The organism is Pontibacter sp. YIM B11418 (assembly GCF_059278805.1).
Genome location: NZ_JCAEMH010000004.1, coordinates 483,994 through 506,933, shown reverse-complemented (window position 1 = coordinate 506,933; position 22,940 = coordinate 483,994). Strand labels below are relative to the sequence as shown.

Annotated in this window: 24 protein-coding genes; 6 read left to right on the top strand and 18 right to left on the bottom strand. The window is 51.4% G+C overall.

Features of this window, described 5'->3' with window-relative positions; translation table 11 throughout:
• Positions 1-2: 2 nt before the first annotated feature.
• From AC4QZR_RS12655 to AC4QZR_RS12610, 10 genes are all read right to left on the bottom strand, one after another.
• Positions 3-983 carry an NADH-quinone oxidoreductase subunit G gene (locus tag AC4QZR_RS12655; protein WP_253402107.1) on the bottom strand — a complete coding sequence of 327 codons (981 nt, stop codon included), beginning with the start codon at positions 981-983 and terminating at the stop codon, positions 3-5.
• Positions 984-1,042: 59 nt separating this feature from the next.
• On the bottom strand, positions 1,043-2,389 hold the full coding sequence (gene nuoF / locus AC4QZR_RS12650) for an NADH-quinone oxidoreductase subunit NuoF (protein WP_494481229.1): 1,347 nt from the start codon (positions 2,387-2,389) through the stop codon (positions 1,043-1,045).
• A 149-nt stretch (positions 2,390-2,538) separates the two neighbouring features.
• A complete protein-coding gene (gene nuoE, locus AC4QZR_RS12645) occupies positions 2,539-3,072 on the bottom strand; it encodes an NADH-quinone oxidoreductase subunit NuoE (protein ID WP_188502245.1) in 534 nt (177 codons plus the stop codon).
• Positions 3,073-3,127: 55 nt separating this feature from the next.
• Positions 3,128-4,378 carry an NADH dehydrogenase (quinone) subunit D gene (nuoD, locus tag AC4QZR_RS12640; RefSeq protein WP_188502244.1) on the bottom strand — a complete coding sequence of 417 codons (1,251 nt, stop codon included), beginning with the start codon at positions 4,376-4,378 and terminating at the stop codon, positions 3,128-3,130.
• Positions 4,379-4,393: 15 nt separating this feature from the next.
• A complete protein-coding gene (locus AC4QZR_RS12635; RefSeq protein WP_188502243.1) occupies positions 4,394-4,900 on the bottom strand; it encodes an NADH-quinone oxidoreductase subunit C in 507 nt (168 codons plus the stop codon).
• Between the two features lie 5 nt (positions 4,901-4,905).
• Positions 4,906-5,460, bottom strand: coding sequence for an NADH-quinone oxidoreductase subunit B (locus AC4QZR_RS12630; protein WP_188502242.1), 555 nt, complete (start codon positions 5,458-5,460; stop codon positions 4,906-4,908).
• A gap of 80 nt (positions 5,461-5,540) precedes the next feature.
• Positions 5,541-5,915 (bottom strand): NADH-quinone oxidoreductase subunit A, encoded by a 375-nt coding sequence (locus tag AC4QZR_RS12625; RefSeq protein WP_116545118.1) that lies wholly within the window; start codon positions 5,913-5,915, stop codon positions 5,541-5,543.
• Between the two features lie 344 nt (positions 5,916-6,259).
• The gene (pruA, locus tag AC4QZR_RS12620) at positions 6,260-7,894 is read right to left on the bottom strand and encodes an L-glutamate gamma-semialdehyde dehydrogenase (protein ID WP_494481228.1); all 1,635 of its coding nucleotides are present in this window, start codon (positions 7,892-7,894) and stop codon (positions 6,260-6,262) included.
• Between the two features lie 116 nt (positions 7,895-8,010).
• The gene (locus tag AC4QZR_RS12615; RefSeq protein WP_253402120.1) at positions 8,011-8,715 is read right to left on the bottom strand and encodes a YjjG family noncanonical pyrimidine nucleotidase; all 705 of its coding nucleotides are present in this window, start codon (positions 8,713-8,715) and stop codon (positions 8,011-8,013) included.
• Positions 8,716-8,852: 137 nt separating this feature from the next.
• Complete coding sequence (locus AC4QZR_RS12610) at positions 8,853-9,239, bottom strand: ArsR/SmtB family transcription factor (protein WP_253402123.1); 387 nt, start codon at positions 9,237-9,239, stop codon at positions 8,853-8,855.
• 73 nt (positions 9,240-9,312) lie between these two features.
• Here AC4QZR_RS12610 and AC4QZR_RS12605 point away from each other — a divergent pair, with 73 nt between their 5' ends.
• The 4 genes from AC4QZR_RS12605 (at position 9,313) to AC4QZR_RS12590 (ending at position 12,420) form a co-directional block, all read left to right on the top strand.
• Complete coding sequence (locus tag AC4QZR_RS12605; RefSeq protein WP_494481227.1) at positions 9,313-9,987, top strand: carboxypeptidase-like regulatory domain-containing protein; 675 nt, start codon at positions 9,313-9,315, stop codon at positions 9,985-9,987.
• Positions 9,988-10,193: 206 nt separating this feature from the next.
• Positions 10,194-11,540: an NAD(P)/FAD-dependent oxidoreductase gene (locus AC4QZR_RS12600; protein WP_494481226.1), complete on the top strand. Its 1,347-nt coding sequence runs from the start codon at positions 10,194-10,196 to the stop codon at positions 11,538-11,540.
• Positions 11,527-11,664: a hypothetical protein gene (locus tag AC4QZR_RS12595; protein WP_494481225.1), complete on the top strand. Its 138-nt coding sequence runs from the start codon at positions 11,527-11,529 to the stop codon at positions 11,662-11,664. The genes AC4QZR_RS12600 and AC4QZR_RS12595 overlap by 14 nt, the downstream gene beginning before the upstream one ends.
• Positions 11,665-11,676: 12 nt before the next feature.
• Positions 11,677-12,420, top strand: a complete 744-nt coding sequence (locus AC4QZR_RS12590; RefSeq protein WP_494481224.1) for a YoaK family protein — start codon at positions 11,677-11,679, stop codon at positions 12,418-12,420.
• Here the strand turns inward: AC4QZR_RS12590 and AC4QZR_RS12585 are convergent, their stop codons facing one another.
• Positions 12,421-13,281 carry an alpha/beta hydrolase gene (locus tag AC4QZR_RS12585; protein WP_494481223.1) on the bottom strand — a complete coding sequence of 287 codons (861 nt, stop codon included), beginning with the start codon at positions 13,279-13,281 and terminating at the stop codon, positions 12,421-12,423. It lies immediately after the preceding gene.
• Between the two features lie 173 nt (positions 13,282-13,454).
• On the opposite strand from AC4QZR_RS12585, the gene AC4QZR_RS12580 reads away from it, so the two are divergent.
• Complete coding sequence (locus AC4QZR_RS12580) at positions 13,455-14,012, top strand: hypothetical protein (protein WP_494481222.1); 558 nt, start codon at positions 13,455-13,457, stop codon at positions 14,010-14,012.
• 29 nt (positions 14,013-14,041) lie between these two features.
• On the opposite strand, the gene AC4QZR_RS12575 is transcribed toward AC4QZR_RS12580, so the two are convergent.
• The 7 genes from AC4QZR_RS12575 to AC4QZR_RS12545 form a co-directional block, all read right to left on the bottom strand.
• Entirely contained in the window at positions 14,042-14,479 is a 438-nt protein-coding gene (locus tag AC4QZR_RS12575) for a nucleoside deaminase (RefSeq protein ID WP_494481221.1), read from the bottom strand.
• A 133-nt stretch (positions 14,480-14,612) separates the two neighbouring features.
• Positions 14,613-17,231, bottom strand: a complete 2,619-nt coding sequence (gene clpB / locus AC4QZR_RS12570) for an ATP-dependent chaperone ClpB (protein ID WP_494481220.1) — start codon at positions 17,229-17,231, stop codon at positions 14,613-14,615.
• A 225-nt stretch (positions 17,232-17,456) separates the two neighbouring features.
• Positions 17,457-18,011: a hypothetical protein gene (locus AC4QZR_RS12565; RefSeq protein ID WP_494481219.1), complete on the bottom strand. Its 555-nt coding sequence runs from the start codon at positions 18,009-18,011 to the stop codon at positions 17,457-17,459.
• 12 nt (positions 18,012-18,023) lie between these two features.
• Entirely contained in the window at positions 18,024-19,379 is a 1,356-nt protein-coding gene (locus AC4QZR_RS12560) for a hypothetical protein (protein ID WP_494481218.1), read from the bottom strand.
• Between the two features lie 23 nt (positions 19,380-19,402).
• On the bottom strand, positions 19,403-20,002 hold the full coding sequence (locus AC4QZR_RS12555; protein ID WP_494481217.1) for a YceI family protein: 600 nt from the start codon (positions 20,000-20,002) through the stop codon (positions 19,403-19,405).
• A gap of 415 nt (positions 20,003-20,417) precedes the next feature.
• A complete protein-coding gene (gene nfi, locus AC4QZR_RS12550) occupies positions 20,418-21,104 on the bottom strand; it encodes a deoxyribonuclease V (RefSeq protein ID WP_494481216.1) in 687 nt (228 codons plus the stop codon).
• A 219-nt stretch (positions 21,105-21,323) separates the two neighbouring features.
• Positions 21,324-22,013: a hypothetical protein gene (locus AC4QZR_RS12545; protein WP_494481215.1), complete on the bottom strand. Its 690-nt coding sequence runs from the start codon at positions 22,011-22,013 to the stop codon at positions 21,324-21,326.
• Between the two features lie 146 nt (positions 22,014-22,159).
• Between AC4QZR_RS12545 and AC4QZR_RS12540 the strand changes: the two genes are divergently transcribed.
• The gene (locus tag AC4QZR_RS12540) at positions 22,160-22,846 is read left to right on the top strand and encodes a dienelactone hydrolase family protein (protein ID WP_494481214.1); all 687 of its coding nucleotides are present in this window, start codon (positions 22,160-22,162) and stop codon (positions 22,844-22,846) included.
• Positions 22,847-22,940: the final 94 nt, after the last annotated feature.

Sequence of the window (22,940 nt, the reverse complement as noted above, 5' to 3'; positions counted from 1 at the left end):
CTTTATTCCGTTGGCATTTTTTTAACAGTAGATTTAGGAAGGTTCGGCACAATCGGCACATTCACTACTGGCAGTTCGTAGTGATTAGCCGAAATAACAGAACCCCTGTCGATGTTGCGCGGGCCTTCGATGGTCCAGTCGCTCACCTCTTTTTTGTCGAAACGGCAGGTGTTGCAGATGAACTCCTCCACCTCGGCGTATTCGTCCTTGCGGGCCGTTACGCGCAGCACCTGATCGCCACGTGACCACAGGGTAACTTTACCACTGCAGGTAGGGCAGTCGCGGTGTGCGTTCAACGGTTTTGTGAACCACACACGGTTTTTAAAGCGCCATGTCTTATCTGTCAGAGCTCCCACCGGGCACACATCAATTACGTTACCGGAGAAATCGTTGTCGATCACATTCTCGATGTAAGTACCGATCTCAGCTGCGTCGCCACGGCCTAGTACGCCATGCACGCGCTTGTCTGTGATCTGGTCGGCAGTATACACACAGCGGTAGCAAAGGATGCAGCGCGTCATGTGCAGCTGAATGTAAGGACCCAGGTCTACTTTATCGAAAGTACGACGCGGTTCTTCGTAGCGGGTAGCGCTCACACCGTGCTCGTACGACAGGTTCTGCAGGTCACACTCACCAGCCTGGTCACAAATAGGGCAATCCAGTGGGTGGTTGATCAGCAGCATCTCCACGATGCCTTTGCGGGCGTTGAGTACGTCTTCGTTAGTCGTGTTTTCCACCACCATACCATCCTGAACCGGCGTGATGCACGAAGCAACCAGTTTCGGCATAGGACGTGGGTCGCGGGCAGAACCCTGTGTTACCTTTACCAGGCACACGCGGCACTTACCGCCACTGCCTTTCAGCGGGGTATAAAAACACATGGCAGGAGGCACTACATCACCACCGATCTTACGGGCGGCCTGCAGGATGGTGGTTCCATCTTCAACCTCTACCTCGATGCCGTCAAATGTTATTTTAGCCATCTTAATTTTATTCAAAGCTCGCCAACCAACGTATAGCGGGCAGTTAATTTAACTTTAAATTATACAGTAGCTGCTGCTAACTGTCCTCTGTACACCGCCCCCGGAGCTATTGCCTCTTGCGGGTGCTTGATGTGCCACTCGAACTCCTCACGGAAGTGACGAATCGCGCTGGCTACTGGCCAGGCTGCCGCATCACCCAGTGGGCAAATGGTGTTACCTTCAATCTGCTTGGCTACGCTTACCAACAGGTCGATGTCCTGCTGATGGCCGTGGCCATGCTCGATGCGGTGCAGCACGCGCTCCATCCAGCCTGTACCTTCGCGGCAAGGGCTGCACTGTCCGCATGACTCGTGGTGATAAAAACGGGCGTAGTTCCACGTGTTACGCACGATGCACTGGTCCTCGTCGAACACGATAAAGGCACCTGAACCCAGCATAGAGCCGCTCACAAAACCACCGTCAGACAGCGATTCGTAGGTCATCAGGCGGTCTTCGCCTGCAGCTGTTTTCATAATCAGGTTTGCTGGCAGAATCGGAACAGAAGAACCGCCCGGCACTACCGCCTTCAGTTGCTTGCCTTTCCAGATGCCGCCGCAGTATTCGTCAGAGTAGATAAACTCCTCCACCGGAACACCTAGCTCGATTTCGTATACGCCCGGACGGTTGATGTTACCGCTGGCAGAGATCAGTTTGGTACCTGTGCTACGGCCTATACCTATTTTGGCGTACTCTGCGCCCGTGTTGTTCACAATCCATGGCACAGACGCGATGGTTTCCACGTTGTTTACTACCGTCGGCGACTGGAACAGACCTTTCACCGCTGGGAATGGCGGCTTGTTGCGCGGGTTGCCACGCTTGCCTTCCAAGGATTCTAACAGGGCTGTTTCCTCACCGCAGATATACGCACCACCACCCGGCGCCACATGCAGGTCCAGGTCGTAGCCTGAGCCCAGGATGTTCTTGCCAAGCAAACCGGCTGCGTATGCCTCAGCGATCGCTTTCTCCAGGATGCGCAGGATGAACAACAACTCACCACGTATATAAATGTAGGATGTGTTCGCACCCAGCGCATAGCTGGATGTGATCATACCTTCGATCAGGGCGTGCGGGTTTTTCTCCATGAACACACGGTCCTTGAAAGTACCCGGCTCCGATTCGTCGGCGTTGCATACCAGGTAGCGCGGAATACCTTCCGGTTTGGCCAGGAAGCTCCACTTCATACCGGCCGGGAAGCCAGCGCCACCACGACCACGCAGGCCCGATGTCTTCACTTCTTCCACTACCTCGTCCGGAGTCATCGTCTTCAGGGCTTTCTCTACCGAGCGGTAGCCGCCATGCTTGCGATACACCTCCAGGGTTTCGATACCAGGTACGTTAATATGTTCGGTTAATATCTTGATTCCCATTGTTACAGGATGTCTAAGTTGGCAGCTACCGTTGCTGGTATTAGCCTTTGTTTTTATTTTGACAAAGGAATTTTTGACAAAGGACAAAGGACTCTTTCAGGTATAGAAGTCTTTTGTCTGGTAGTCTTTTGTCACAAAGTCCTGCTAAGCTATTTCTTCCACTCAGGCGTTTCCACCTCTTTGTTGCGCATCATCTCCAGGAACTGGTCCACCGCTTCTTCGCTGTCGATGTTCTCGTAGTAGGTTTCGCGCACCTGCAGCATCGGGCCTGTTCCGCACGAAGCCAGGCATTCCACCGGCTTCAGGGTAAACATGCCGTCAGCCGTTGTCTCACCTTCTTCAATGTTGAGCTTCTGTTTCAGCGTCTCGATCATCTGGTCGGCACCGCGCAGGCAGCAAGGGCCCGTGCGGCATACTTCCAACACGTGCTTGCCAACCGGCTTCAGGTTGAACATGGTATAGAAGGTGGCCACCTCGTATACCTCGATTGGCTGTATGTTCAGGATTTCGGCAATCGCGTCCATCGCTTCAGGGCTCACCCAGCCGTTGTTTTCAGCCTGCGCTACGTGCAGGGCTGGCAACAGGGCAGACTTCTGGCGTCCTTCCGGGTAATGACTGATGTAGCGCTGAATCTCAGCAAGGCCTTTATCAGAAAACTTAAATGCGTTTATAGTCTCTGCCATCTTTGTAAATGTCACCGGCCAGTAGCCGGTGTTAGATGATTTATAAAATACTGTATTATGCGTCGAGTTCGCCGGCAATCACGTTCAGGCTACTCAGCGTCAGGATGGCGTCGGCCAGCTGACCGCCCACAATCATTTCGGTATATGCCTGGTAGTAAATGAAGCAAGGCCTTCTGAAGTGCAGACGGTATGGCGTTCTGCCACCGTCGCTTACCAGGTAGAAACCAAGCTCGCCGTTGCCGCCTTCCACGCTGTGGTATACCTCGCCTTTAGGAGCGTCAATCTCACCCATCACGATTTTGAAGTGATAGATCAGCGCTTCCATGCTGGTGTATACCTCCTGCTTTGGAGGCAGGTAGTAGTGTGGTGCGTCGGCGTGGTAAGAACCTTCCGGCAGGTTTTTGTAAGCCTGCTCAATGATCTTCAAGCTCTGCCATACCTCCTCGTTGCGCACCAGGTAGCGGTCATACGTGTCGCCTTTCTCGCCAACCGGAATTTCGAACTCGAAATCGTCGTAAGAAGAGTAAGGGTTCATTACGCGCACGTCGTAGTCAACGCCGGTGGCACGCAGGTTAGGTCCTGTGAAACCGTAGCTCAAGGCACGCTCTGCTGTGATAGCACCTACGCCTACCGTACGGTCGATGAAGATACGGTTACGGGTCAGCATTTTCTCGAACTCGGCCCATACCTTCGGGAAGCGCTTCAGGAACTCACCGATCAGATGCAAGGCTTTAGGGGAAAGGTCACGCTCCATGCCGCCGATACGACCCATGTTAGTCGTCAGACGGGCACCGCAAACCTCTTCGTAAATGTCGTAAATGTGCTCACGCTCCTGCATCACGTACAGGAAGCCGGTGAAGGCGCCGGAGTCCACACCCAGGATCGAGTTACAGATCAGGTGGTCGGAAATACGGGCCAGCTCCATCATGATCACGCGGATGTACTGCGCGCGCTTTGGGATCTCGATACCCAGAAGCTTCTCCACCGTCATGTGGTACCCCATGTTGTTGATAGGGGACGAACAGTAGTTCATGCGGTCGGTGAGTGGCGTAATCTGGTAGAACGGCCTGCGCTCGGCGATCTTTTCGAAAGCACGGTGAATGTACCCGATGGTCGGCACGGCGTCCATGATCACTTCCCCGTCCATCTGTAGGATGTTCTGGAAGATACCGTGAGTGGCCGGGTGCGTCGGACCCAGGTTCAGGGTCGTCAGGTTCTCGTTCTTCTTGTCCTGCAGCTTCAGGTCGCGGTTGTCGCGGAATTCCTGTAACTGATCAGTATCAGCTGTTTTATTATCAGTAGCCATAGTGGTTTATCTGGCTTAGCGTCCGAAATAAGTATCGATTTTGTCTTCCCTTGTCTGGTCTTCCAGCGGATACTGCTTGAGCATCGGGTGGTACTCCATCTCCTCGATGTTGAGGATGCGGATCAGGTTCGGGTGACCGGTAAAGATGAAACCGTAGAAGTCATAGGCCTCACGCTCCATCCAGTTGGCAGCCGCGTAGATGTTGGTCAGCGTCGGCAATACCGGGTCTTCTGCAGGCACAAACACCTTGATGCGCAGCCGGTAATTGTGACGCAGGCTATGCAACTGGTACATCATGCACAACTCCTTGCCCTTGTGGTCCGGAAAGTGAATGCCTGCCATGGTCGTCAGGAACTGAATCTGCAGGTCCTTGTCGTCATACAGGAATTGGATCAGAGCAATGATGTTCTCACGCGTAGTGGTGATGGTCATGATCCCATCCGGGTTATAGGCATCGAAGATGTTCTCTTCACCGAACTGGGCTATCAGTTTACCGAGTACGTTTTCGTTCGTAAGCTCCATGCTGCTTATTTAATGTTGTAAGAAGCCAAAAGCGCCTGGTACTCAGGAGAGTTGCGGCGGCGTAGTGATTCGTTTTTCGCCAAATCCTGCACACGCATCAGGCCGTCCAGAATCTGCTCCGGTCTTGGCGGGCAGCCCGGCACGTACACGTCCACTGGCACCACGCGGTCTATACCTTGCAGCACAGAGTACGAGTCAAAAATACCGCCAGAGGTAGCGCAGGCGCCAACGGCCACAACCCATTTCGGCTCGGCCATCTGCTCGTATACCTGCTTCACTACCGGCCCCATTTTCTTGGCGATGGTACCCATTACCAGGAGAATATCTGCCTGACGTGGGGAGAAGCTTGGGCGCTCCGAGCCAAAGCGGGAGATATCGTAGGTAGCGCCCATGGTGGCCATGAACTCGATACCGCAGCAGGAAGTGGCAAAAGGCAATGGCCAAAGCGAGTTCGCACGGGCCAGACCAATCACTTTCTCAAAGGAAGTAGCAAAGAAACCAGCACCGCTATGGCCTTCTGGTGCCTCTGCCATGTTTATATCTTTATTTAATTCGCTCATGTCTTCTAAATTCTAGGTTTTAATCTGCGTTTACCCTTGCAAAAACACCGTTTACCCTATTTAAGTTTAATGGTGCCCAACTACTTGAGAATCCCTTTTTTGATTTCGTAGAAGAAGCCAGTCAGGATTACGCCCAGGAACAACATCATTGGCAGGAAGCCCTCCAGACCGAATTCGCGGAAGTTCACTGCCCAAGGGTACATGAAGATAATTTCAATATCGAACAGCACGAACAGGATGGCCGTGAGGAAGTACTTGTAGGAGATCGGTGTGCGTGCATCGCCCACTGACTCCACACCACTTTCCCAGGGATTGTCCTTTACCTCACTTTTTCTCTTCGGGCCCAGTAAATGGGTCACCACCAGCGCGAAAATAACGAAGCCGAGCGCTGCCGCAAATTGTATCAAAATAGGGAGGTAATCCGACGGTAGATACTGAGTATCAGTAGTTTCCATATTGCTGTTATGCTTGCTTGAAATTTGGGAGCAAAATTAGGTATAAATAGCCAACAATCAAAAGACTATATCCAATGTAAATAGCGTTTAAAATTGTTCTAAAGGATTATCAGCCGGTATGAATGCAATTCCTGTGTTTTGTGCCATTTGTAAAGCTTATGACGCTCAAAATTGAATCGTTCGGTGAGAGGGCCTCAGGTATAGCAGGGTGTGTGTTTAAACATAGGTGGAGATATTTTAAGGTAGGAGCGGGCGCGTTCGCGTCATGTAAATGGAAAGCCTAAATACAAAAGCACCACGCCCTTTCGAGCGTGGTGCTTCCTGTTTCAGGTATATGCTATACCTTATTTATTCTCACCCAGGAACGGGTAGCGGTAGTCAGTTGGCGTTACGAACGTCTCTTTGATTGAGCGGGCAGACACCCAACGCAGCAGGTTCAGCATCGAGCCGGCTTTGTCGTTTGTACCGGAAGCGCGGGCGCCACCGAATGGCTGCTGTCCTACCACGGCGCCGGTTGGCTTGTCGTTGATGTAGAAGTTACCAGCCGCATTCACCAGCTTTTTCGTAGCAAACTCAGCTGCATAACGGTCGCGGCTGAAGATAGCGCCTGTCAGAGCGTATGGCGAAGTAGAGTTAACCAGTTCCAGTGTCTCTTCGAAATTGTTCTCGTCGTACACGTAGATCGAGATAACCGGACCGAAGATCTCTTCGCACATAGTGATGTACTGCGGGTTGTGCGACAACAACACCGTTGGCTCAATAAAATAGCCTTTTGACTTGTCGTAGTTACCACCAGCGATGATCTCTACCTCGTTGCTTTCCTTTGCGTTGTCGATGTACCTGGCAATTTTGTCGAATGACTTCTCATCGATCACCGCGTTGATGAAGTTAGAGAAATCTTCCGGCGGACCCATTTTAAAGGTCTTCAGGTCTTCCACTACGTAGTTCTTCACGTCTTCCCACAGGTTGCTTGGGATGTAGGCGCGCGAAGCAGCGGAGCATTTCTGGCCCTGGTATTCGAAAGCACCACGAACGATACCAGTCGCTACCTGCTTGGCGTCGGCAGAGCTGTGCGCCACGATAAAGTCCTTGCCGCCTGTTTCACCTACAATGCGCGGGTATGTTTTGTATTTATGGATGTTGTTTCCGATTGTTTTCCAAATGTTCTGGAAAACGCCGGTGCTGCCTGTGAAGTGGATACCCGCAAAATCAGCGTGGTTGAAAATTACATCGCCAGCCGTCGGGCCGTCTACATACACCAGGTTGATCACACCATCCGGAAGGCCAGCTTCGCGGAGCAGCTCCATGATCATCTGGGCGGCGTATACCTGCGTGTTGGCAGGCTTCCATACTACTACGTTGCCCATCATGGCTACAGAAGCTGGCAGGTTGCCGGCGATGGCTGTGAAGTTGAATGGCGTTAGGGCAAACACAAAGCCCTCCAGCGGACGGTGCTCCATGCGGTTCCATACGCCCGGAGAAGACTCCGGCTGCATGTGATAGATCTCCGTTGCATACTGTGCATTGAAGCGAAGGAAGTCGATCAGTTCGCAGGCAGAGTCAATTTCAGCCTGGTAGACGCTCTTCGACTGGCCCAGCATAGTGGCCGCGTTCATGCGCGCTCTCCAAGGGCCGGCCAATAATTCAGCAGCCTTCAGGAAAATGCTCAGACGGTGCTCCCAGCCCATGGCAGCCCACTCTTCGCGTGCGGCAAGCGCCGCGTTGATCGCCTGTTCCACGTGGGACGCATCGCCTTCACTGAAATGACCCAGAATGTGCTGGTGGTCGTGCGGCTGAAGCATCGGCTTCTTTTTATCCGTGTATACCTTGTCGCCACCGATGTACATGGGCACATCGATCTCTTTTGACTTAAGTTCTTTATAAGTGCGCTGCAGTTCCTCACGCTCCGGCGAGCCCGGTGCGTACGATTTTACAGGTTCGTTGACTGGTGTTGGTACTCTAAAAAATCCTGTTGCCATCTTTTTGATATTTTACAGATTCAGAATAAGACATTCGACAGACTACGCGGGGCAGTCTTCTATACAAAGGTAAGGCGAATTATTTTATTTTCCGGCCTGCAACAGGTATAGCTTTGCTATAACATAGCCTGCAGTTCGCTCAGGCAGTGGATGTGGTAGGTAGGTTTAGGAGAGAGCTTGCTTTTGGTCTTCTCCGGGTTAAAGAAAACCTGATCCATACCTGCAAGCCGGGCCCCGTCGATGTCGCACTCCAGGTTGTCGCCGATCATCAAACAGTCTTCAGAGCGCACCTGAATACGGTCCAGGGCATGTTCAAAAATGCGTTTGTCGGGCTTCTTATACCCGCAGCACTCTGAAGTTACGATCTCCCCGAAGTAATCTGTCAGCCTGGAGCCATTCATTTTAATGTACTGCACATCCTTGAACCCGTTGGTGATGATGTGGAGGCCGTACTTCGGTTTCAGGTAGTCGAGTACTTCGAAGGTATGAGGGAACACCGCCGTCTTCTGCGGGCACAGATCGGTATAGGCTTCGGATATACCTGCCGGCACCTGGTGCGGCTCCAGCCCGAGTCCAGTCAGCGTCTTTATAAAGCGGGCTTCACGCAGTTCCTTCTGGTCGATTTTGCCTTTGTTGTAGAGGTCCCAGAGGAGGTGGTTCACGAACTTGTACTTCTTGTAAAAGGAGTCGCGGTCAAAGAGCTTTTCATATTCAGCCAGGCCAAACTCGTGGTATAAGGTATAGAGCGTCTCCTCGGAGTTTTTCTCAAAGTCCCACAGGGTGTGGTCGAGGTCAAAGAATATGTGTTTGTAAGGTTTCATAATCGGGTGTCAGGTTTATAGAAACGACTTGGCGGGCGGTATGTTTAAAAAAATATGTGCAGCAGCGACAGGTTAATTATACTAAAAGTTCTATACCGCTGTTTAAACCAATGAACTAAAACCCTGTCTTATAAGCGTTAACTCTCCGTCCAGCGGCGGGTCTGCATGCGGTTAACGGCCAGTTCGCGGTTAGAGTACAGGATGCGGTAGGTTTCCTGATCTTTTTGCAGGAGGGCGTCGCGGTTCAGGTATGTGAAGATCTGTTGAACGAAATCGGATGCTTCTTCCTTTAATGAGTAGTACACCCACTGGTCGAGCTTGCGGGGCGTTACCAGCCCGGCGTTGCGGAGGTAGGCCAGGTGACGCGACGTTTTAGTCTGGGTGAAGTCCAGTACATGCTCCAGGTCTGAGGTGCACATCTCCTTGTTGCGCAGGATCAGGTGCAGCATGCGTAGCCGCGAGTCGTCTGCCAGCGCCTTTAAAACCTGCTCGCCGAAGGTAAGACTGAAGTGTTTGAGCCTCATAATTGAAAGCGTATCGGAACAAAATTAGCCAAAAGCTGCTATAATAAAATTATATGAAGTATTATTGTACTACATGATGCCCGATTTACAAAAACTACTACTTACAAATAAAGGCGCCATCGGCTTTCTGTTGCCTTTGACCCTTTTTGCTTTCCTGATAATGGGAGCGCCCAACGAGGCGGCAGCCCAGGGCCACAAACGGGTGGTGCAACTGACCGGATTCGTTACCATCGGCGACAGCCTCTATGGCGTGGCAGGCGTGAACGTGTTTGTGCCTAAGACCAGCCGCGGCACGCAGACCAACTCTTATGGCTTCTTCTCGGTACCCGTGCTCACCGGCGACAGCGTGGTGTTCAGTGCCATCGGTTACAAAAAGCAGTACCTGAAAATACCGCAGAACTACCAGAGCCAGAGCTACTCCATCATCATGCAGATGCAGGAAGACCCTACGCAGCTGCCTGAGGTAACCGTGTTTCCGTGGCCTACGGAGCGCGATTTCAAGGAGGCCGTGCTGGCTGTGAAGCTGCCCGACGACGGGATGGCCATTGCGATGCGCAACCTCGACCCTAAACGGCTGGAGGAGCTCTTCAGCACAACGCCGATGGACGGCGGCGCCAATTTCCGGGCCTGGAATATGCAGCAGGTGCAGCGACAGGAACAACGGAATATGTTCCCGACCGTCAGTCCGTTCGCGATCATCAAACTGCTCGACATGCTCCGAAACGGAGAGTTCAATAGCAAGAAGTAATCAATCAAAATTTACAGGAGCCCGTCCCAGGTATAGCTATACCTGGGACGGGCTTTTTTTAGGCTGGCAGTTTGGTTAAATTGCATCAGAAACAACCAACATCAGCAGGTTGCGTTACTCCTCCATATAGAAAAAAACGTATACTGAACTGACCTGCGGGTGCATGTTACATGTATTGACTTCTAACAGTTAAATCAGATCTCTTTATGCTTGATATAGATAAATTATCACTCAATATACCTGACACCACCAAGCCCCGCGTCGTGATCATCGGCGGTGGATTTGGGGGCATAAACGTGGCCCAGCGGCTGAAAGGCAAAGATTTTCAGGTGGTCATGCTCGATCGCCAGAACTACCACGGTTTCTGGCCGCTCCTTTACCAGGTAGCCACGGCCGGTCTGGAACCAGATTCTATTGCCGAGCCGCTCCGCAAGATGTTCGGCAGCGACAAGTTTGATGATTTCCACTTCAGACTGGTGAAAGTAAATAGTGTCAACCCCATCGCCAAGACGGTCCATACGCTGGTGGGCGACCTGTCCTACGACTACCTGGTAATAGCCACCGGTACCAAAACAAACTACTTCGGCAACGAGGAGGTGAAGAAAAACGCTTTCCCGTTGAAACAGGTGCCGCACGCCCTGAATCTGCGCAGTCACCTGTTCCAGTGCTTTGAGCAGGCCAGCATGACCGCTGACCCCGAACTGCAGCAGAGCCTGCTCAATTTCGTGATTGTGGGAGGCGGACCAACAGGTGTGGAGACCGCTGGCGCCCTGGCCGAAATGCGTAAGCACATCCTGCCTACCGACTACCCGGGCGTGGACTTCAGCAGAATGAACATCTTCCTGGTAGAAGGTATGGACCGGGTGCTGCCGCCCATGTCACCGGAGTCGAGTAAGAAGACGCTGAAATACCTGCAGGACATGGGCATCATTGTAAAGCTGAATGCGCTGGTAGAAGGCTACGATGGCTATGTGGCCACCATAAAAGGTGGGGAGAAGATACAAACGCAGACACTGGTATGGGCCGCTGGTGTGCAGGGCGCCCTGATTGACGGATTGCCGGCAGAGGCTGTGGAGCGTGGGCGTATACACGTGAATCGCTACAATCAGGTGCTGGGCTTCGATAATATTTTCGCGATCGGAGACATCGCCTTTATGAAAACCGATAAGTGGCCGAAAGGGCACCCTGGCGTAGCACAACCGGCTATACAGCAGGGCAAACTGCTGTCCAAGAACCTGAAACGCCTGATCAAAGGTGAGGAGATGGAGGAGTTTGAATACGTTGACAAGGGCTCGCTGGCGATCATCGGCCGTAACCAGGCGGTAGCTGACCTGCCCGGTAACATCCACCTCGGAGGCTTCTTTGCCTGGATGACCTGGCTGTTTGTGCACGTGATGGCACTGGTGGGCTTCCGGAACAAGTTGGTGGTGCTGAGCAACTGGGTATACCGGTTCTTTACCTATGAAAACGGCACCCGTCTGATTATCAGGCCTTTCGTTCGGAAAGGAGACAAGGTGAGGCGCGACTTCGTCAATAAATATGATATGGAGTAACAGTCCCTGGGCCAACATCGTGTCTTTTAAAGTAGGCAAAATAACGGGTCGTGTAGTGCCGGACGGGCATGAAGTGGCAGTGGCGAAGCCCGTTTGCCTACAGGTGATACCGGAGTTTAAGTAAATTCCTATACCTATGTTACGGCACATTGGACGGCGGCGCAATTTCAGGCATAATATCAAGTTGGCAGCACTGCTTTGCCTCATAGCAGGCTTTGTGAACATAGCCGGTCTGCTCGCCTTTGCCGTGCTGACCACAAATGTGACAGGGCATGCAGCTTATTTTGCCGAAAGCCTGGCGGCGGGCGATTTCCGGTTGGTCCGCATCATCGGCCTCTGGATGTTCCTCTTCTTGTTGGGCGCTTTCACTACGAGCATTATTATCGGCCGGATCGGGCGCAACCAGGTGTTTGCCTACACCGTCCCGATCCTGATAGAGATCATTATACTCATCTTGAATGCAGTCTATGGCAGCCACTACGACGGGAGCACCGCGATGCAGGAAGTGTTTGCCGGTAGCCTGCTCTTTGCCATGGGACTGCAAAACAGCCTGGTTTCCATGGTCTCCGGCTCGGTCGTGCGCACCACCCACCTGACAGGGATATTCACCGACCTGGGGATTGACCTGGCCGCCGCTACCCACGCAACACCAGAGCAGAAGCAGGGGCTTCAGCAACGGATCACGCTCCGCCTGGTCATCATCTTTTTCTTCCTGGCAGGAGCTGTGGCGGGTGGTTACCTATACCCCATGCTGAAGCACCGCATCTTCTTTGTGCCGGCCGGTCTCCTGTTCGTCGCCATGTTTTACGACATCTCCCGGGTACGCCTGAACCGGGTGATCCGGCAAATCCGGTACCTGAGATGGCAGCATAGGTTATAACTAGTTCAGGGCTTGCTGCTCAGCTGTTGCTTTCACTTTCTGGAAAAACAGCAGATGGTACTCCAGCGCGTTGCCCCAGTAAGCCCAGGTATGCGCGCCGGGACGCTCTATGTACTCGTGTGGTACTTTTTCATACACCAGACGGCGGTGCAATTCGCGGTTGTCCTCTACAAGCATATCCGCCACACCGCAGTCGATGATCAGGTGCACGCCGCTTTGCTTGAGTTGGGGCACCATGTGCACGATAGAGTTCTGGCGGAATCGTTCCAAATTCTCCTCCTTCGGCCCCAAAACGGCCTCTATGCTTTTGAGCAGCCTCTCCGATTCGCTTCGTGACACGTTTAGGGCGCCGCTCATACTGCCGGCCGCCAGGTATAGCTCCGGGTGGCGTGCAGACAGGTATAGCGCCCCATGTCCGCCCATGCTCAGGCCGGAGATAAAACGGCCTTTTCGGTCAGGTATAGCCTTATACCTGCGTTCAATCTCTTGTCGCAATTCCTGCGTGATGAACGTTTCGTACTGGCTTGATTTGTCAACAGGGCTGTCGTAGTACCAACTGCTGAAGCCGCCGTCGGGTGTGACGATGATCAGCTGATATTTGTCGGCCATGGTCTGGAGGAGGTCTTTTTGAGGCGGCACCTTGAGCCAGTTACTGAAGTTGCCGCTGTAGCCGTGCAACAGGTATAACACCGGGTAAGGTCCGTTCTTTTTCTTTTGGTAACCATCAGGCGTCACCACGCCGGCCTTTAGCGTTTTCTGCATCGAAGGACTCTGGATCACCAGCGTATCGACTTTAGCCTGAGCTGTGAACAGGTATAGGCAGAGGCACAGGGTGAAGGTATAGCGTAAGCGTTTCATCATGTTGATTGGGAAACTTGAGGTTGCAAAATAGGCATTCGGGAAGTAACTTGAATTAGAAAGCACTTGGTTTAGTTGATGCACATTAAGTAATAAACAGATGAATCAAACTGAGTAAATATTGAACTTTTGTTTTTACAAATATGTCCTCGATAAAATTTTAATTTTTTTAATCTATGATTAATTTTTACAGAGTATTAACTTTTGCAATAGCGTTTTTAAATGTAAACATTGTTTATTCTCAATCCATCGAAGAAACGAAAGAATATATAAGGGATAAAGTTAGAAGTAATCCAACAAGTAGCCATAAGATGGAGGTTGGGTTTGGCAGTGATTTTACGCCGTATCATTTTACCTTATTTACTGGAAAGACTGAAGATATAGGAGTAAGAGAAAGATTTTTTCTAAATGAACAGATTATTGTACATGAAGGAAGGCAAATCCTAGCGCTAGTTATGGCACTAGATGTTAAGTACATAAATTCTGTAAATGTTAAATCCATTCCTTTGAAAAAAAGTCAGGGAGTATTTAATAAGTTAGTTTTAAATATGAAAGATGGGTATTCGGGGATCGGGAGTAGCCTTCTCCTTAATGGTGAATATGATCATGAAAACGTTAAGCTTGTGGAGATTCCATTAGATCTTAGTATTGACGAACTTAACTCTCTTAAAAAAGCTTTTATACATTTGTCTAAATTGTACGGTGGAAGCCCTATAAATGAAAATATGTTTTAAGTGTAATTTAAATTCGCTTCTATTTCTATTTACTCCAGCTCCATAATATCCTCATTCCAGAGCTCCGGCTTCTTTTTTATAAAGTCCTCCATCATCTCGATGCACTCGGGCAGGTTCAGGTCCACCACCTCCACGCCGTGCGACTCCATAAACTCGCGGGCGCCATCAAAGGTCTTCGATTCGCCCACAATCACTTTCGGAATCTTGAACTGCACGATGGTGCCGGCGCACATGTAGCAGGGCATCAGGGTGGAGTAGATCACGGTGTTGCGATAGGAACCGATGCGGCCGGCATTGTTGAGGCAATCCATCTCGCCGTGCAGGATGGGGTTGTTTTCCTGCACCCGCTTGTTGTGCCCCGTCGCCACTACTTTTCCATCTTTCACGAGCACCGAGCCGATCGGTATACCGCCTTCGTTGCGGCCTTTTTTTGCCTCGTCAATTGCCAGTTGCATGAATTCATCCATGGGTATAAGAGTTATATAAGGTGTGAAGTAGGGTACGGCTGCGCTATACCTGCGGTTCTCAAAAACAAAAAGGCCTTCCCAAACGGGAAGGCCTTTTTGTTCAACTAAACTTTACTCTTTATACACAATCAACTTACTTTTCGGTCGGTAATTCGATGTCTACATTGTTGAAACGAATCTGTCCGTCGCTTAGTACAGCCTCCACCACAGAATCTTTGTTGATGTGACCGGCCAATATTTCCTTGGACAGCTCGTTGAGCACCTGGCGCTGCAGCACACGCTTCAACGGGCGGGCACCAAACTGCGGATCGTAGCCCTGCTCGCCCAGGTAGTCCAGCACCTCGTCGGTGGCAATCAGGCGTATACCTGCTTCGTCCAGACGATCCTGGATGTGTCCGAACTGGATCGTCACGATCTTGCGGATGTCGCCGCGGCTCAGCGGACGGAACATCACCAGCTCGTCGATGCGGTTCAGGAACTCCGGCCTCACTGACTTTTTCAGCAGTTCGAATACCTCGTCTTTGGTGCGCTCGATCACCTCGTCGTGGTTGAATTCGTCCATCGTCTCGAAGTTGCTCTGGATGATGTGCGAGCCGATGTTGGAGGTCATGATGATGATCGTGTTCTTGAAGTTCACCACCCGGCCCTTGCTGTCGGTCAGGCGGCCATCGTCCAATACCTGCAGCAGGATGTTGAACACGTCCGGATGCGCTTTTTCGATCTCGTCGAGCAGCACGACCGAATAGGGCTTGCGGCGCACGGCCTCGGTCAGCTGACCGCCTTCGTCGTAACCTACGTAGCCTGGAGGCGCCCCGATCATGCGGCTCACGGCATGGCGCTCCTGGTACTCACTCATATCGATGCGCACCATGGCGTTCTCGTCGTTGAACAGGTAATCAGCCAGGGCCTTGGCCAGCTCGGTTTTACCTACACCGGTTGTACCCAGGAAAATGAACGAACCTATCGGACGTTTCGGGTCCTGCATACCGGCACGGCTTCTGCGTACCGCATCAGAGATGGCTTCAATCGCCTCTTCCTGACCTGCCACACGCTTACCCAGTTCTTGCTCTAAATTCAGCAGTTTCTCCCGGTCGCTTTGTAGCATCTTGCTCACCGGTATACCGGTCCATTTGGCAACGATCTCTGCAATGTCCTCCGAGTTCACTTCCTCTTTGAGCATCGGGTTTTCGCCCTGCATCTGGTGTACCTGCTCCTGCAGTTCCTTCAGCTTCGCCTCGGCTTCCTGGATTTTGCCATAGCGCAGCTCTGCCACACGGCCGTAGTCGCCGCTGCGTTCGGCCTGCTCGGCTTCGAGCTTATAATTCTCGATGTTTTCTTTCTCTTTCTGAATGCCCTCGATGATCTGCTTTTCGTTCTGCCACTTGGCTTTCATGTCATCGCGCTTGCCGCTCAGGTCAGCAATTTCCCTTGAGAGCACTGTTTCTTTATCCTTGTCATTCTCACGGCGAATCGCTTCTCGCTCGATCTCCAGCTGCATGATGCGGCGCTGAATCTCGTCCAGCTCCACCGGCAGCGAGTCGATCTCGATGCGCAGCTTGGCCGCCGCCTCGTCCATCAGGTCGATAGCCTTGTCGGGCAGGAAGCGGTCGGTGATGTAACGGTTTGAAAGCTCTACGGCCGCGATGATCGCATCGTCTTTGATTCGCACTCCGTGGTGTACTTCGTATTTGTCTTTAATACCACGCAGGATCGAGATGGCGTCCTGCACGCTTGGCTCGTCCACCATCACGGCCTGGAAGCGTCGCTCCAACGCCTTGTCCTTCTCAATGTACTTCTGGTATTCCTTCAGTGTGGTCGCACCGATGGCATGCAGCTCACCACGCGCCAGGGCTGGCTTGAGCAGGTTGGCGGCGTCCATGGCACTCTCACCTCCTGCACCGGCCCCGATCAAGGTATGGATCTCGTCGATGAAGAGCACGATCTCGCCCTCGGCATCTACTACTTCTTTGATCACGGCCTTCAGACGCTCCTCAAACTCGCCCTTATACTTGGCGCCTGCTACCAGCAGACCCATGTCGAGGCTCATCAGCGTTTTGTTCTTCAGGTTTTCCGGCACGTCGCCGGCCACAATTCTTTGCGCCAAACCTTCCACGATGGCAGTCTTACCCACACCAGGCTCACCCAGCAGCACCGGGTTGTTTTTGGTGCGGCGGCTCAGGATCTGCAGCACGCGGCGAATCTCTTCGTCGCGGCCGATCACCGGGTCGATCTTGCCGTTGCGGGCCATTTCGTTGAGGTCGCGGGCGTAGCGCTTGAGCGAGTTGTACTTCGCCTCGGCATTCTGGTCGGTTACCTTGGTGCCGCCGCGCAATTCTTTTATCGCTTTTTTGAGGTCTTTTTCATTGAAACCAACATCCTTCATAATGCTAGCCACCTTGTCACGACCCGCCAGTATACCTAGCAGCATGTGTTCGATGGCTACATACTCGTCGCCGAATTCTTTCAGGTATGAGGTAGCCTTTTGCAGAGCTGCTGCAGCTTCGTTTGCCAGGTATGGACTGCCACCACTCACTTTGGGGTAAGCTGCGACTGTCTCGTCCAGCTTGCTGTGCAGGATGTTGCCGTTGATGTTGAGTTTCTTGAGTAGAAAACTGGTGACGTTCTCGTCCGTCTCCAGTATCGCTTTTAAAATATGCCCGGTCTCGATAGCCTGTTGCTGGAAGCCGCCTGCTATCTCAGTGGCCTTTTGAATGGCCTCCTGGGCTTTGATGGTATAGTTATTAAAATTCATATCTTTTACTCGTCTTTTCCTTAGTTTTAATTCTACGAACTAGCTAGCAAAGGGTACACCAATGGTATTATGGTGTGATTTTACTGAAATAATGACAGGTCGTTTTCTGCTGAAATCTCAATTTTAGGACAGAATGACATAGGGAAACACTTTTCGAGTATGCTAAAACAGCAACAGGCAGCCGAAAGGGCTGCCTGTTGCTCGAAAAATCGGATGTTACCTGTTTCACTCTGCTAACTGTAGTTCCACCATTACCTGTAGCTCGTCTTCTACTTTTAACAGGCCGCCCATTTTTTTGGGGGTGGTCAGGCCTATTTCCGAGAAATTAAGGCAAATGTTGCTTTTCAGGTTTTTTGCGCCTTTGCCGGCACAGTTATAAAAGGTCACGTTCTGAAGCGGAATGGTTTTTCCTGCTACGATCAGGTTCAGGTTTCCTTTGTAATTTTTGCCATCCTTTTTCAGGCAAACGACCTCAATTTCTGTATAAGGATGCTGGCTGGCATTCAGCGTTTTCTCAAAATCCTTGTTGAGGAGGATATTGCCACAGTTGAAGTCTTTTACAGGTATAGCCAGTTTGAGTCTGTCTCGCTGGGGAATCTGCCTGTTTAGCTCTAGTGTATCTTTCTGGCTGCTGGTGTAGGCGCAGTTTATATTGCCCAGTGAAGTGCCTGCTGCTACGGACACTCTATTGCCCGTGATCACGACAAACTCTTTTTTCTCAGGCAGCACTACGGCGCTCAACATGGAAACAGCAACCAGAAAGATACTTAGAGGTAACATGGTATTTGGGTATTAGAAAGATATAGCGCCTTCGATCATGAAGCCATTGAACTCACCACCGTGGCGGATGTCCGTTGGAGCGAAGCCTTTGTACTGTTGCTTCACATATTCTGCTTTGGCAAGGATGTTCTTAGTCACAAACCAGCCGCCGCCTACCTGTACTCTGTTCAGGTTCACGCTGTTGTTCTGTACATTCGGGGTGGCAGCAGATGGTGCCAGGCGTCCTTCCACTACATTGTAGCGGCCCGCTACGTACAGGTTCTCGTTGCTTCCGAAGCGGTATACCAGGTCAGTGCCTAGCTGTCTCCAGGTGCGGTCTGCTGGTTCATCGTTTGCGCCCAGTCTACCTTTGCCTTTTGCCTGCTCAAAGTTGCCGAAGAACTCCAGTCCGCGGAACTTCACGAAGGGGTTGACAACGAAGGCTGTGATGCTGTTAGTTAGGCCCGGGTTAATATGACCTGAAGTAAAGTGTGTAGCAGGTGTTACTGCTGTGCCACTTGCAACTTTAGCAGGGTCCATCACCAGGAAGTAACGTGAACCGGCGCGGTCACCACCATAGAGCGTGTTTCGCACAGAGCCTGCAGTTGTATACACAGAGCCTGTTAATCTTACTCTAAGGTCGTCTTTCAGCTGGCTGTCGTAACCTAACTTACCGATGAAAGAAGGTTTGCGCTGGTCCGGGTTCTGGATACCACCTTGTACTTCGCCACCTGTAACGGATCCCACTGCCAGGAAGCCTTTGTATTGGTAGATCACTTCTGCACCGATCTCTGTGGTGAAGGCATCCATGATGTAGTTGCCAACAAAGGGGTTCTGCAGGGCATGGGCGTTATCCGTTCTGCGGAAGTGCGCGTCGCCGTAGTTGATCTCCATGTGACCTACTTTCAGGGTAATGTTCTCCATCAGTTTATTCACCAGCGGGCTGTTCAGGAACTCCGCTTTATCCACCTGTATGAAACCGCCTTTTACCCAAGCCTCAGAGTGGTGTCTTGATGACAGGTAGGTGATCAGGTTCAGTCGGATACCGTCGGCAAGCACTACGTCCAGGTTCAGGTTGGCAGAGGCCAGGTTAAAACCGTTCTCGATTGGCATCAGTTGGTTGAGGTTTACCTCGTTGTTGCCCTGCTGCTGCATCAGCGCTGTGGCCGAGTTCTTGTGCTTCAGCCCCTGGAACTGCTGGGCAAAGCCGCCACCGAGTCTTACTTTAATGCCATCAAAGCCGATGGTGTCCTGCTTTGGCGTTTCGAAGGTGTTCAGGCCTCTTTTATCGTAAGGGCGGGCGTACGGCAGGTCCGATAAGGTAATCTGCGCAAAAGAGCTCAGGCTTAAACCAAGCAACAGGCCCAGGGAAAGAGTAATTTTTTTCATGATGTTCGGTATTTAAGAGTTCGTTAGTTTTTTGAATAAGAAGTAACAGGCTGGAAATTTGCCTTGAAGCTCAGCTTAAGCTCGTTGCCGGTCTTTACTGTGCCTAAAAGTGCTGTGGGTGGTTTGATGCCGAAGTCCGTGAATTTGATGTTCGCTTCGCCTGTCAGCTGTACCAGGCCGGGTTTTGTGCTGGTCGCCACGTTAAAAGTTACTGGCTTCGTGGTGCCTGCAATGGTCAGGTTACCGGTAGCCTGGGCGCGGTTGTTGTCCAGGGTGCGGAAGGAGGTCAGGGTAAACACGATGTCGGTGTGCTTGCTTGCCTTGAGCGACTCGTAGGCGATCTCATCCATTTTGGCTGTGCCGCTTTTGATGGACTGCGTCTTCATGGTCACGGAAGCAGCCTTCACATTTTTAAGAGTAGTGCCTTCCAGTATCATTTCAGCTGTACCCTGGGCCTGCGCCGATGTCATTTCCCAGTCGTGGATGGTAGAGGTACCCTTTACCTTGAGTTCGGGCTTGCCGGCCAGTTTGTACTGATCTTGGGCGAGCAGTGTATTGCCTAGGCTTAATCCTAAAAGGATGCTAAACAAACTTAGCAATTTTATGGGGTTCAAGATTTTCATGATACAGGCGGTTAAGTAGTTGCTATTTGTGTTATTTCTATGATGCAAAACTATAGTAGCCTGGCTCCGGAAAGTATGACATCGGACACTTCAATAGATGACTTTGGATAGCTTTTAAAATGACGAATGATGGTAATAGGAGGTAAAAGCTGATTTGTAGCCCGATTTGTTACATTTTCGTCACTATGGCGGTAGCCAGCATAGGTCTGCTGCTACATTTTGTGCATAAAATGAGGGCTAAGAATTGAGAAAAAGAATGGCCTGGCTGCGGGAGCAGCCAGGCCATTCTTTTTGAACGCTGGAGTTTGCGTTGCTTTTGTTGTTATAAATGACTGAGTATCTGTAGGCTACCCGGTAAGGTATAGCCTGAAATTCGCTGGATCAGGAAAGTGCAAAAGGGAACAGGTATATTCAATTACTTTACTTCACTCTTAAATACCGCCGCATAATGATCCGCAAGCCTGGTCGGCTCAGGTAGTTTATGCTTCACGGCGCAGGCCATGGCTATTTCGGTTGCAGAAGCTAAATCCATCAGGTGGCCAGCAGAGACAAAGACAGGTTTCACGTTATCTTTGGTGCGCAGTACGTTCCCAACCAGTTCTCCTTTGTGCTCTAATGGTGCTATGGAACCTTTCAAAACATCAGGTTCCTTATATCTGCCCACCAGCACTTTTTTAGCGACGCCCATGGTCGGTTTGTTTAATTGCAAACCCAGGTGGGTGGCTATACCCAGGCGACGGGGGTGGGAAATGCCGTGGCCGTCTACCATGATCAGGTCGGGCTTTTGCTGGAGTTTCTCGTAGGCCTTGAGCAGGTTGGGAGCCTCACGGAAAGAAAGGAAGCCCGGAACATAAGGCAACTCCACTTCACCATAATGCCATACCTTCTCCAGCACCTCCAGCTCTGGGTATGAGAGCAGCACAAATACCGAAAGTATATGGTCCTCCCCCACAAAAGAAGAATCACAGCCTGCAATCAGCTTCAGGTCGAAGACAGGCTTTTGGAGGATGACCCGCTGCTGCATTTCGCGTTGCTGTTCGGTCAGGCGGGCAAGCAAGGCGGAATCGGGAGCAGGCTGATCGAAGCGTCGGTAGTAAGGCATTTTTGAATGAGTGATTGAGTAAGTATTTTCTCGTTTGCTTGAGAATACGTCAGGTATAGCAGCACGTTCAAATCTTGATGGATCTTTTACTGCTTCGCTCCAAGTCGCATCATGACCAAGCTCAATAATTTCACAATTGCTCACTTCGCCATTCATCCATTCACTCAATCACCAAAACACTAACTCACTCAATCACCAACTCACTCAATCGAAAATAACCTAAGCGCTGCAGGGGTAGATCAGTTTGGCGAACAGCAGGCGCCACTGGCCGTCAACAAGGCCGAAGTGGAACTCAAAAGAAGTGGCCGTGTGCAGTACTGATCTTTGCAGAAGGGGCAAGGTGGCCTTGATCTGTTTTATCTCTGCCTCTGTAAGGCTGGCGTAATCCCAGTAACCACTTTTCTGGAACCTGGCAGGATCAGACACAAAGCACCCGTCCTTGCTATAGCCCGATTGGTCTTTGTCGTAATCTAGATCAGCGCAGTCGAAGGTTGGCCAGGCTTCTTCACGCAGGTCACAGGCTTTTACTTCGTCGCGGATGGTGAAGAAAGACCTGTCTTGATACTCCCGCTTGAAATCCCGGATGTCCGTAATGCGCGTCATCCTGGGCATGGCACCGGGCTGTTCTATGATCCAAAGCCCGTGGTCCGGGTGGATGAATAAATTGAGTGTGGACGTATCAGAAGCCTGCAGGGCCGTCATGAAAAGGGCGAAAGCCTGCCCGAAAGAAACGGAGTCCTGGTTTGGAGCGCTATCCCGGCGTATGTGCTCTTCCTGCACCTCTTCCAGGCGCTCGTGCTCTTCGGCACGCTGCTCCGCCATGCTCTGCTCGGTGTCTCCTGATCCGCAGGAGGCTATACCTGACAGTAGTGGCAGGCAGGCCAGTAAAGTGAAAATAGTACTACGCATTGGTCTCAATCTCAGGTATAGCTTCTATACGGCGTTTTGGCTGATGGGGCTTCCACCTGATGAGCTATGGCATGTATTGCTTTTAACTATTGCCATACCAGGACGTAGATTAATTTATAGACGCTTCACTAACGAAAACAAACTTGATGGTAAATTTCATATACAAAGACAGCCTACAGCTAAAGGCTGGAAATGCGCAGCTGACCGCAGATCTGGCTGTGCCGGAGAATGCAAAGGGCCTGGTGATTTTTTCACACGGCAGTGGTAGTAGTCGCCTCAGCTCGCGCAACCGATTTGTGGCGGAGCACCTGCAGCGCTCCCGTTTTGCTACGATGCTTTTCGACCTGCTCACTGAAGAGGAGGACCAGCGCCAGGAAAACCGGTTTGATATAGCGCTGCTCACCACGCGCCTGATCGATGCCGTGACATGGGTACAGCAGAGCGAATACACGAAAGACCTGCATATCGGGCTGTTTGGAGCGAGTACCGGAGCTGCCTCGGCGCTCAGTGCCGCTGCTGCACTTGGCGGTGATATTATCGGTGCGGTGGTAAGCAGGGGTGGTCGCCCAGACCTGGCCGGTGAAGTGCTGCCTGATGTGCAAAGCCCGACGCTGCTAATCGTAGGTGGTCTAGATGAAGAGGTGCTCGATCTGAACAAGTGGGCACAGGACAGGTTGCAATGCTTAAAAGATCTGGAGATCGTACCCGACGCCACGCATCTGTTCGAAGAAGCAGGAGCGCTTGAAATGGCAGCTCAGCTGGCAACTGACTGGTTTCGAAAATACCTGGAGCCCGGTAAACAGCACCCGTTGAGAGAGTTAGAGAGGGAGTGAGTTGGTGAATGAGTGATTTATTTTGTGTGTCAACACTCAACAATTTAACCATTCAACAATTTTACATTCACTCATTCACCAACTCACTCATTCA

Bases quoted from the DNA above. Each gene is read 5' to 3' on its own strand.
- AC4QZR_RS12655 (WP_253402107.1), bottom strand. From the start codon at position 983: ATGGCTAAAATAACATTTGACGGCATCGAGGTAGAGGTTGAAGATGGA.
- nuoF (WP_494481229.1), bottom strand. From the start codon at position 2,389: ATGGGAATCAAGATATTAACCGAACATATTAACGTACCTGGTATCGAA.
- nuoE (WP_188502245.1), bottom strand. From the start codon at position 3,072: ATGGCAGAGACTATAAACGCATTTAAGTTTTCTGATAAAGGCCTTGCT.
- nuoD (WP_188502244.1), bottom strand. From the start codon at position 4,378: ATGGCTACTGATAATAAAACAGCTGATACTGATCAGTTACAGGAATTC.
- AC4QZR_RS12635 (WP_188502243.1), bottom strand. From the start codon at position 4,900: ATGGAGCTTACGAACGAAAACGTACTCGGTAAACTGATAGCCCAGTTC.
- AC4QZR_RS12630 (WP_188502242.1), bottom strand. From the start codon at position 5,460: ATGAGCGAATTAAATAAAGATATAAACATGGCAGAGGCACCAGAAGGC.
- AC4QZR_RS12625 (WP_116545118.1), bottom strand. From the start codon at position 5,915: ATGGAAACTACTGATACTCAGTATCTACCGTCGGATTACCTCCCTATT.
- pruA (WP_494481228.1), bottom strand. From the start codon at position 7,894: ATGGCAACAGGATTTTTTAGAGTACCAACACCAGTCAACGAACCTGTA.
- AC4QZR_RS12615 (WP_253402120.1), bottom strand. From the start codon at position 8,715: ATGAAACCTTACAAACACATATTCTTTGACCTCGACCACACCCTGTGG.
- AC4QZR_RS12610 (WP_253402123.1), bottom strand. From the start codon at position 9,239: ATGAGGCTCAAACACTTCAGTCTTACCTTCGGCGAGCAGGTTTTAAAG.
- AC4QZR_RS12605 (WP_494481227.1), top strand. From the start codon at position 9,313: ATGATGCCCGATTTACAAAAACTACTACTTACAAATAAAGGCGCCATC.
- AC4QZR_RS12600 (WP_494481226.1), top strand. From the start codon at position 10,194: ATGCTTGATATAGATAAATTATCACTCAATATACCTGACACCACCAAG.
- AC4QZR_RS12595 (WP_494481225.1), top strand. From the start codon at position 11,527: ATGATATGGAGTAACAGTCCCTGGGCCAACATCGTGTCTTTTAAAGTA.
- AC4QZR_RS12590 (WP_494481224.1), top strand. From the start codon at position 11,677: ATGTTACGGCACATTGGACGGCGGCGCAATTTCAGGCATAATATCAAG.
- AC4QZR_RS12585 (WP_494481223.1), bottom strand. From the start codon at position 13,281: ATGATGAAACGCTTACGCTATACCTTCACCCTGTGCCTCTGCCTATAC.
- AC4QZR_RS12580 (WP_494481222.1), top strand. From the start codon at position 13,455: ATGATTAATTTTTACAGAGTATTAACTTTTGCAATAGCGTTTTTAAAT.
- AC4QZR_RS12575 (WP_494481221.1), bottom strand. From the start codon at position 14,479: ATGGATGAATTCATGCAACTGGCAATTGACGAGGCAAAAAAAGGCCGC.
- clpB (WP_494481220.1), bottom strand. From the start codon at position 17,231: ATGAATTTTAATAACTATACCATCAAAGCCCAGGAGGCCATTCAAAAG.
- AC4QZR_RS12565 (WP_494481219.1), bottom strand. From the start codon at position 18,011: ATGTTACCTCTAAGTATCTTTCTGGTTGCTGTTTCCATGTTGAGCGCC.
- AC4QZR_RS12560 (WP_494481218.1), bottom strand. From the start codon at position 19,379: ATGAAAAAAATTACTCTTTCCCTGGGCCTGTTGCTTGGTTTAAGCCTG.
- AC4QZR_RS12555 (WP_494481217.1), bottom strand. From the start codon at position 20,002: ATGAAAATCTTGAACCCCATAAAATTGCTAAGTTTGTTTAGCATCCTT.
- nfi (WP_494481216.1), bottom strand. From the start codon at position 21,104: ATGCCTTACTACCGACGCTTCGATCAGCCTGCTCCCGATTCCGCCTTG.
- AC4QZR_RS12545 (WP_494481215.1), bottom strand. From the start codon at position 22,013: ATGCGTAGTACTATTTTCACTTTACTGGCCTGCCTGCCACTACTGTCA.
- AC4QZR_RS12540 (WP_494481214.1), top strand. From the start codon at position 22,160: ATGGTAAATTTCATATACAAAGACAGCCTACAGCTAAAGGCTGGAAAT.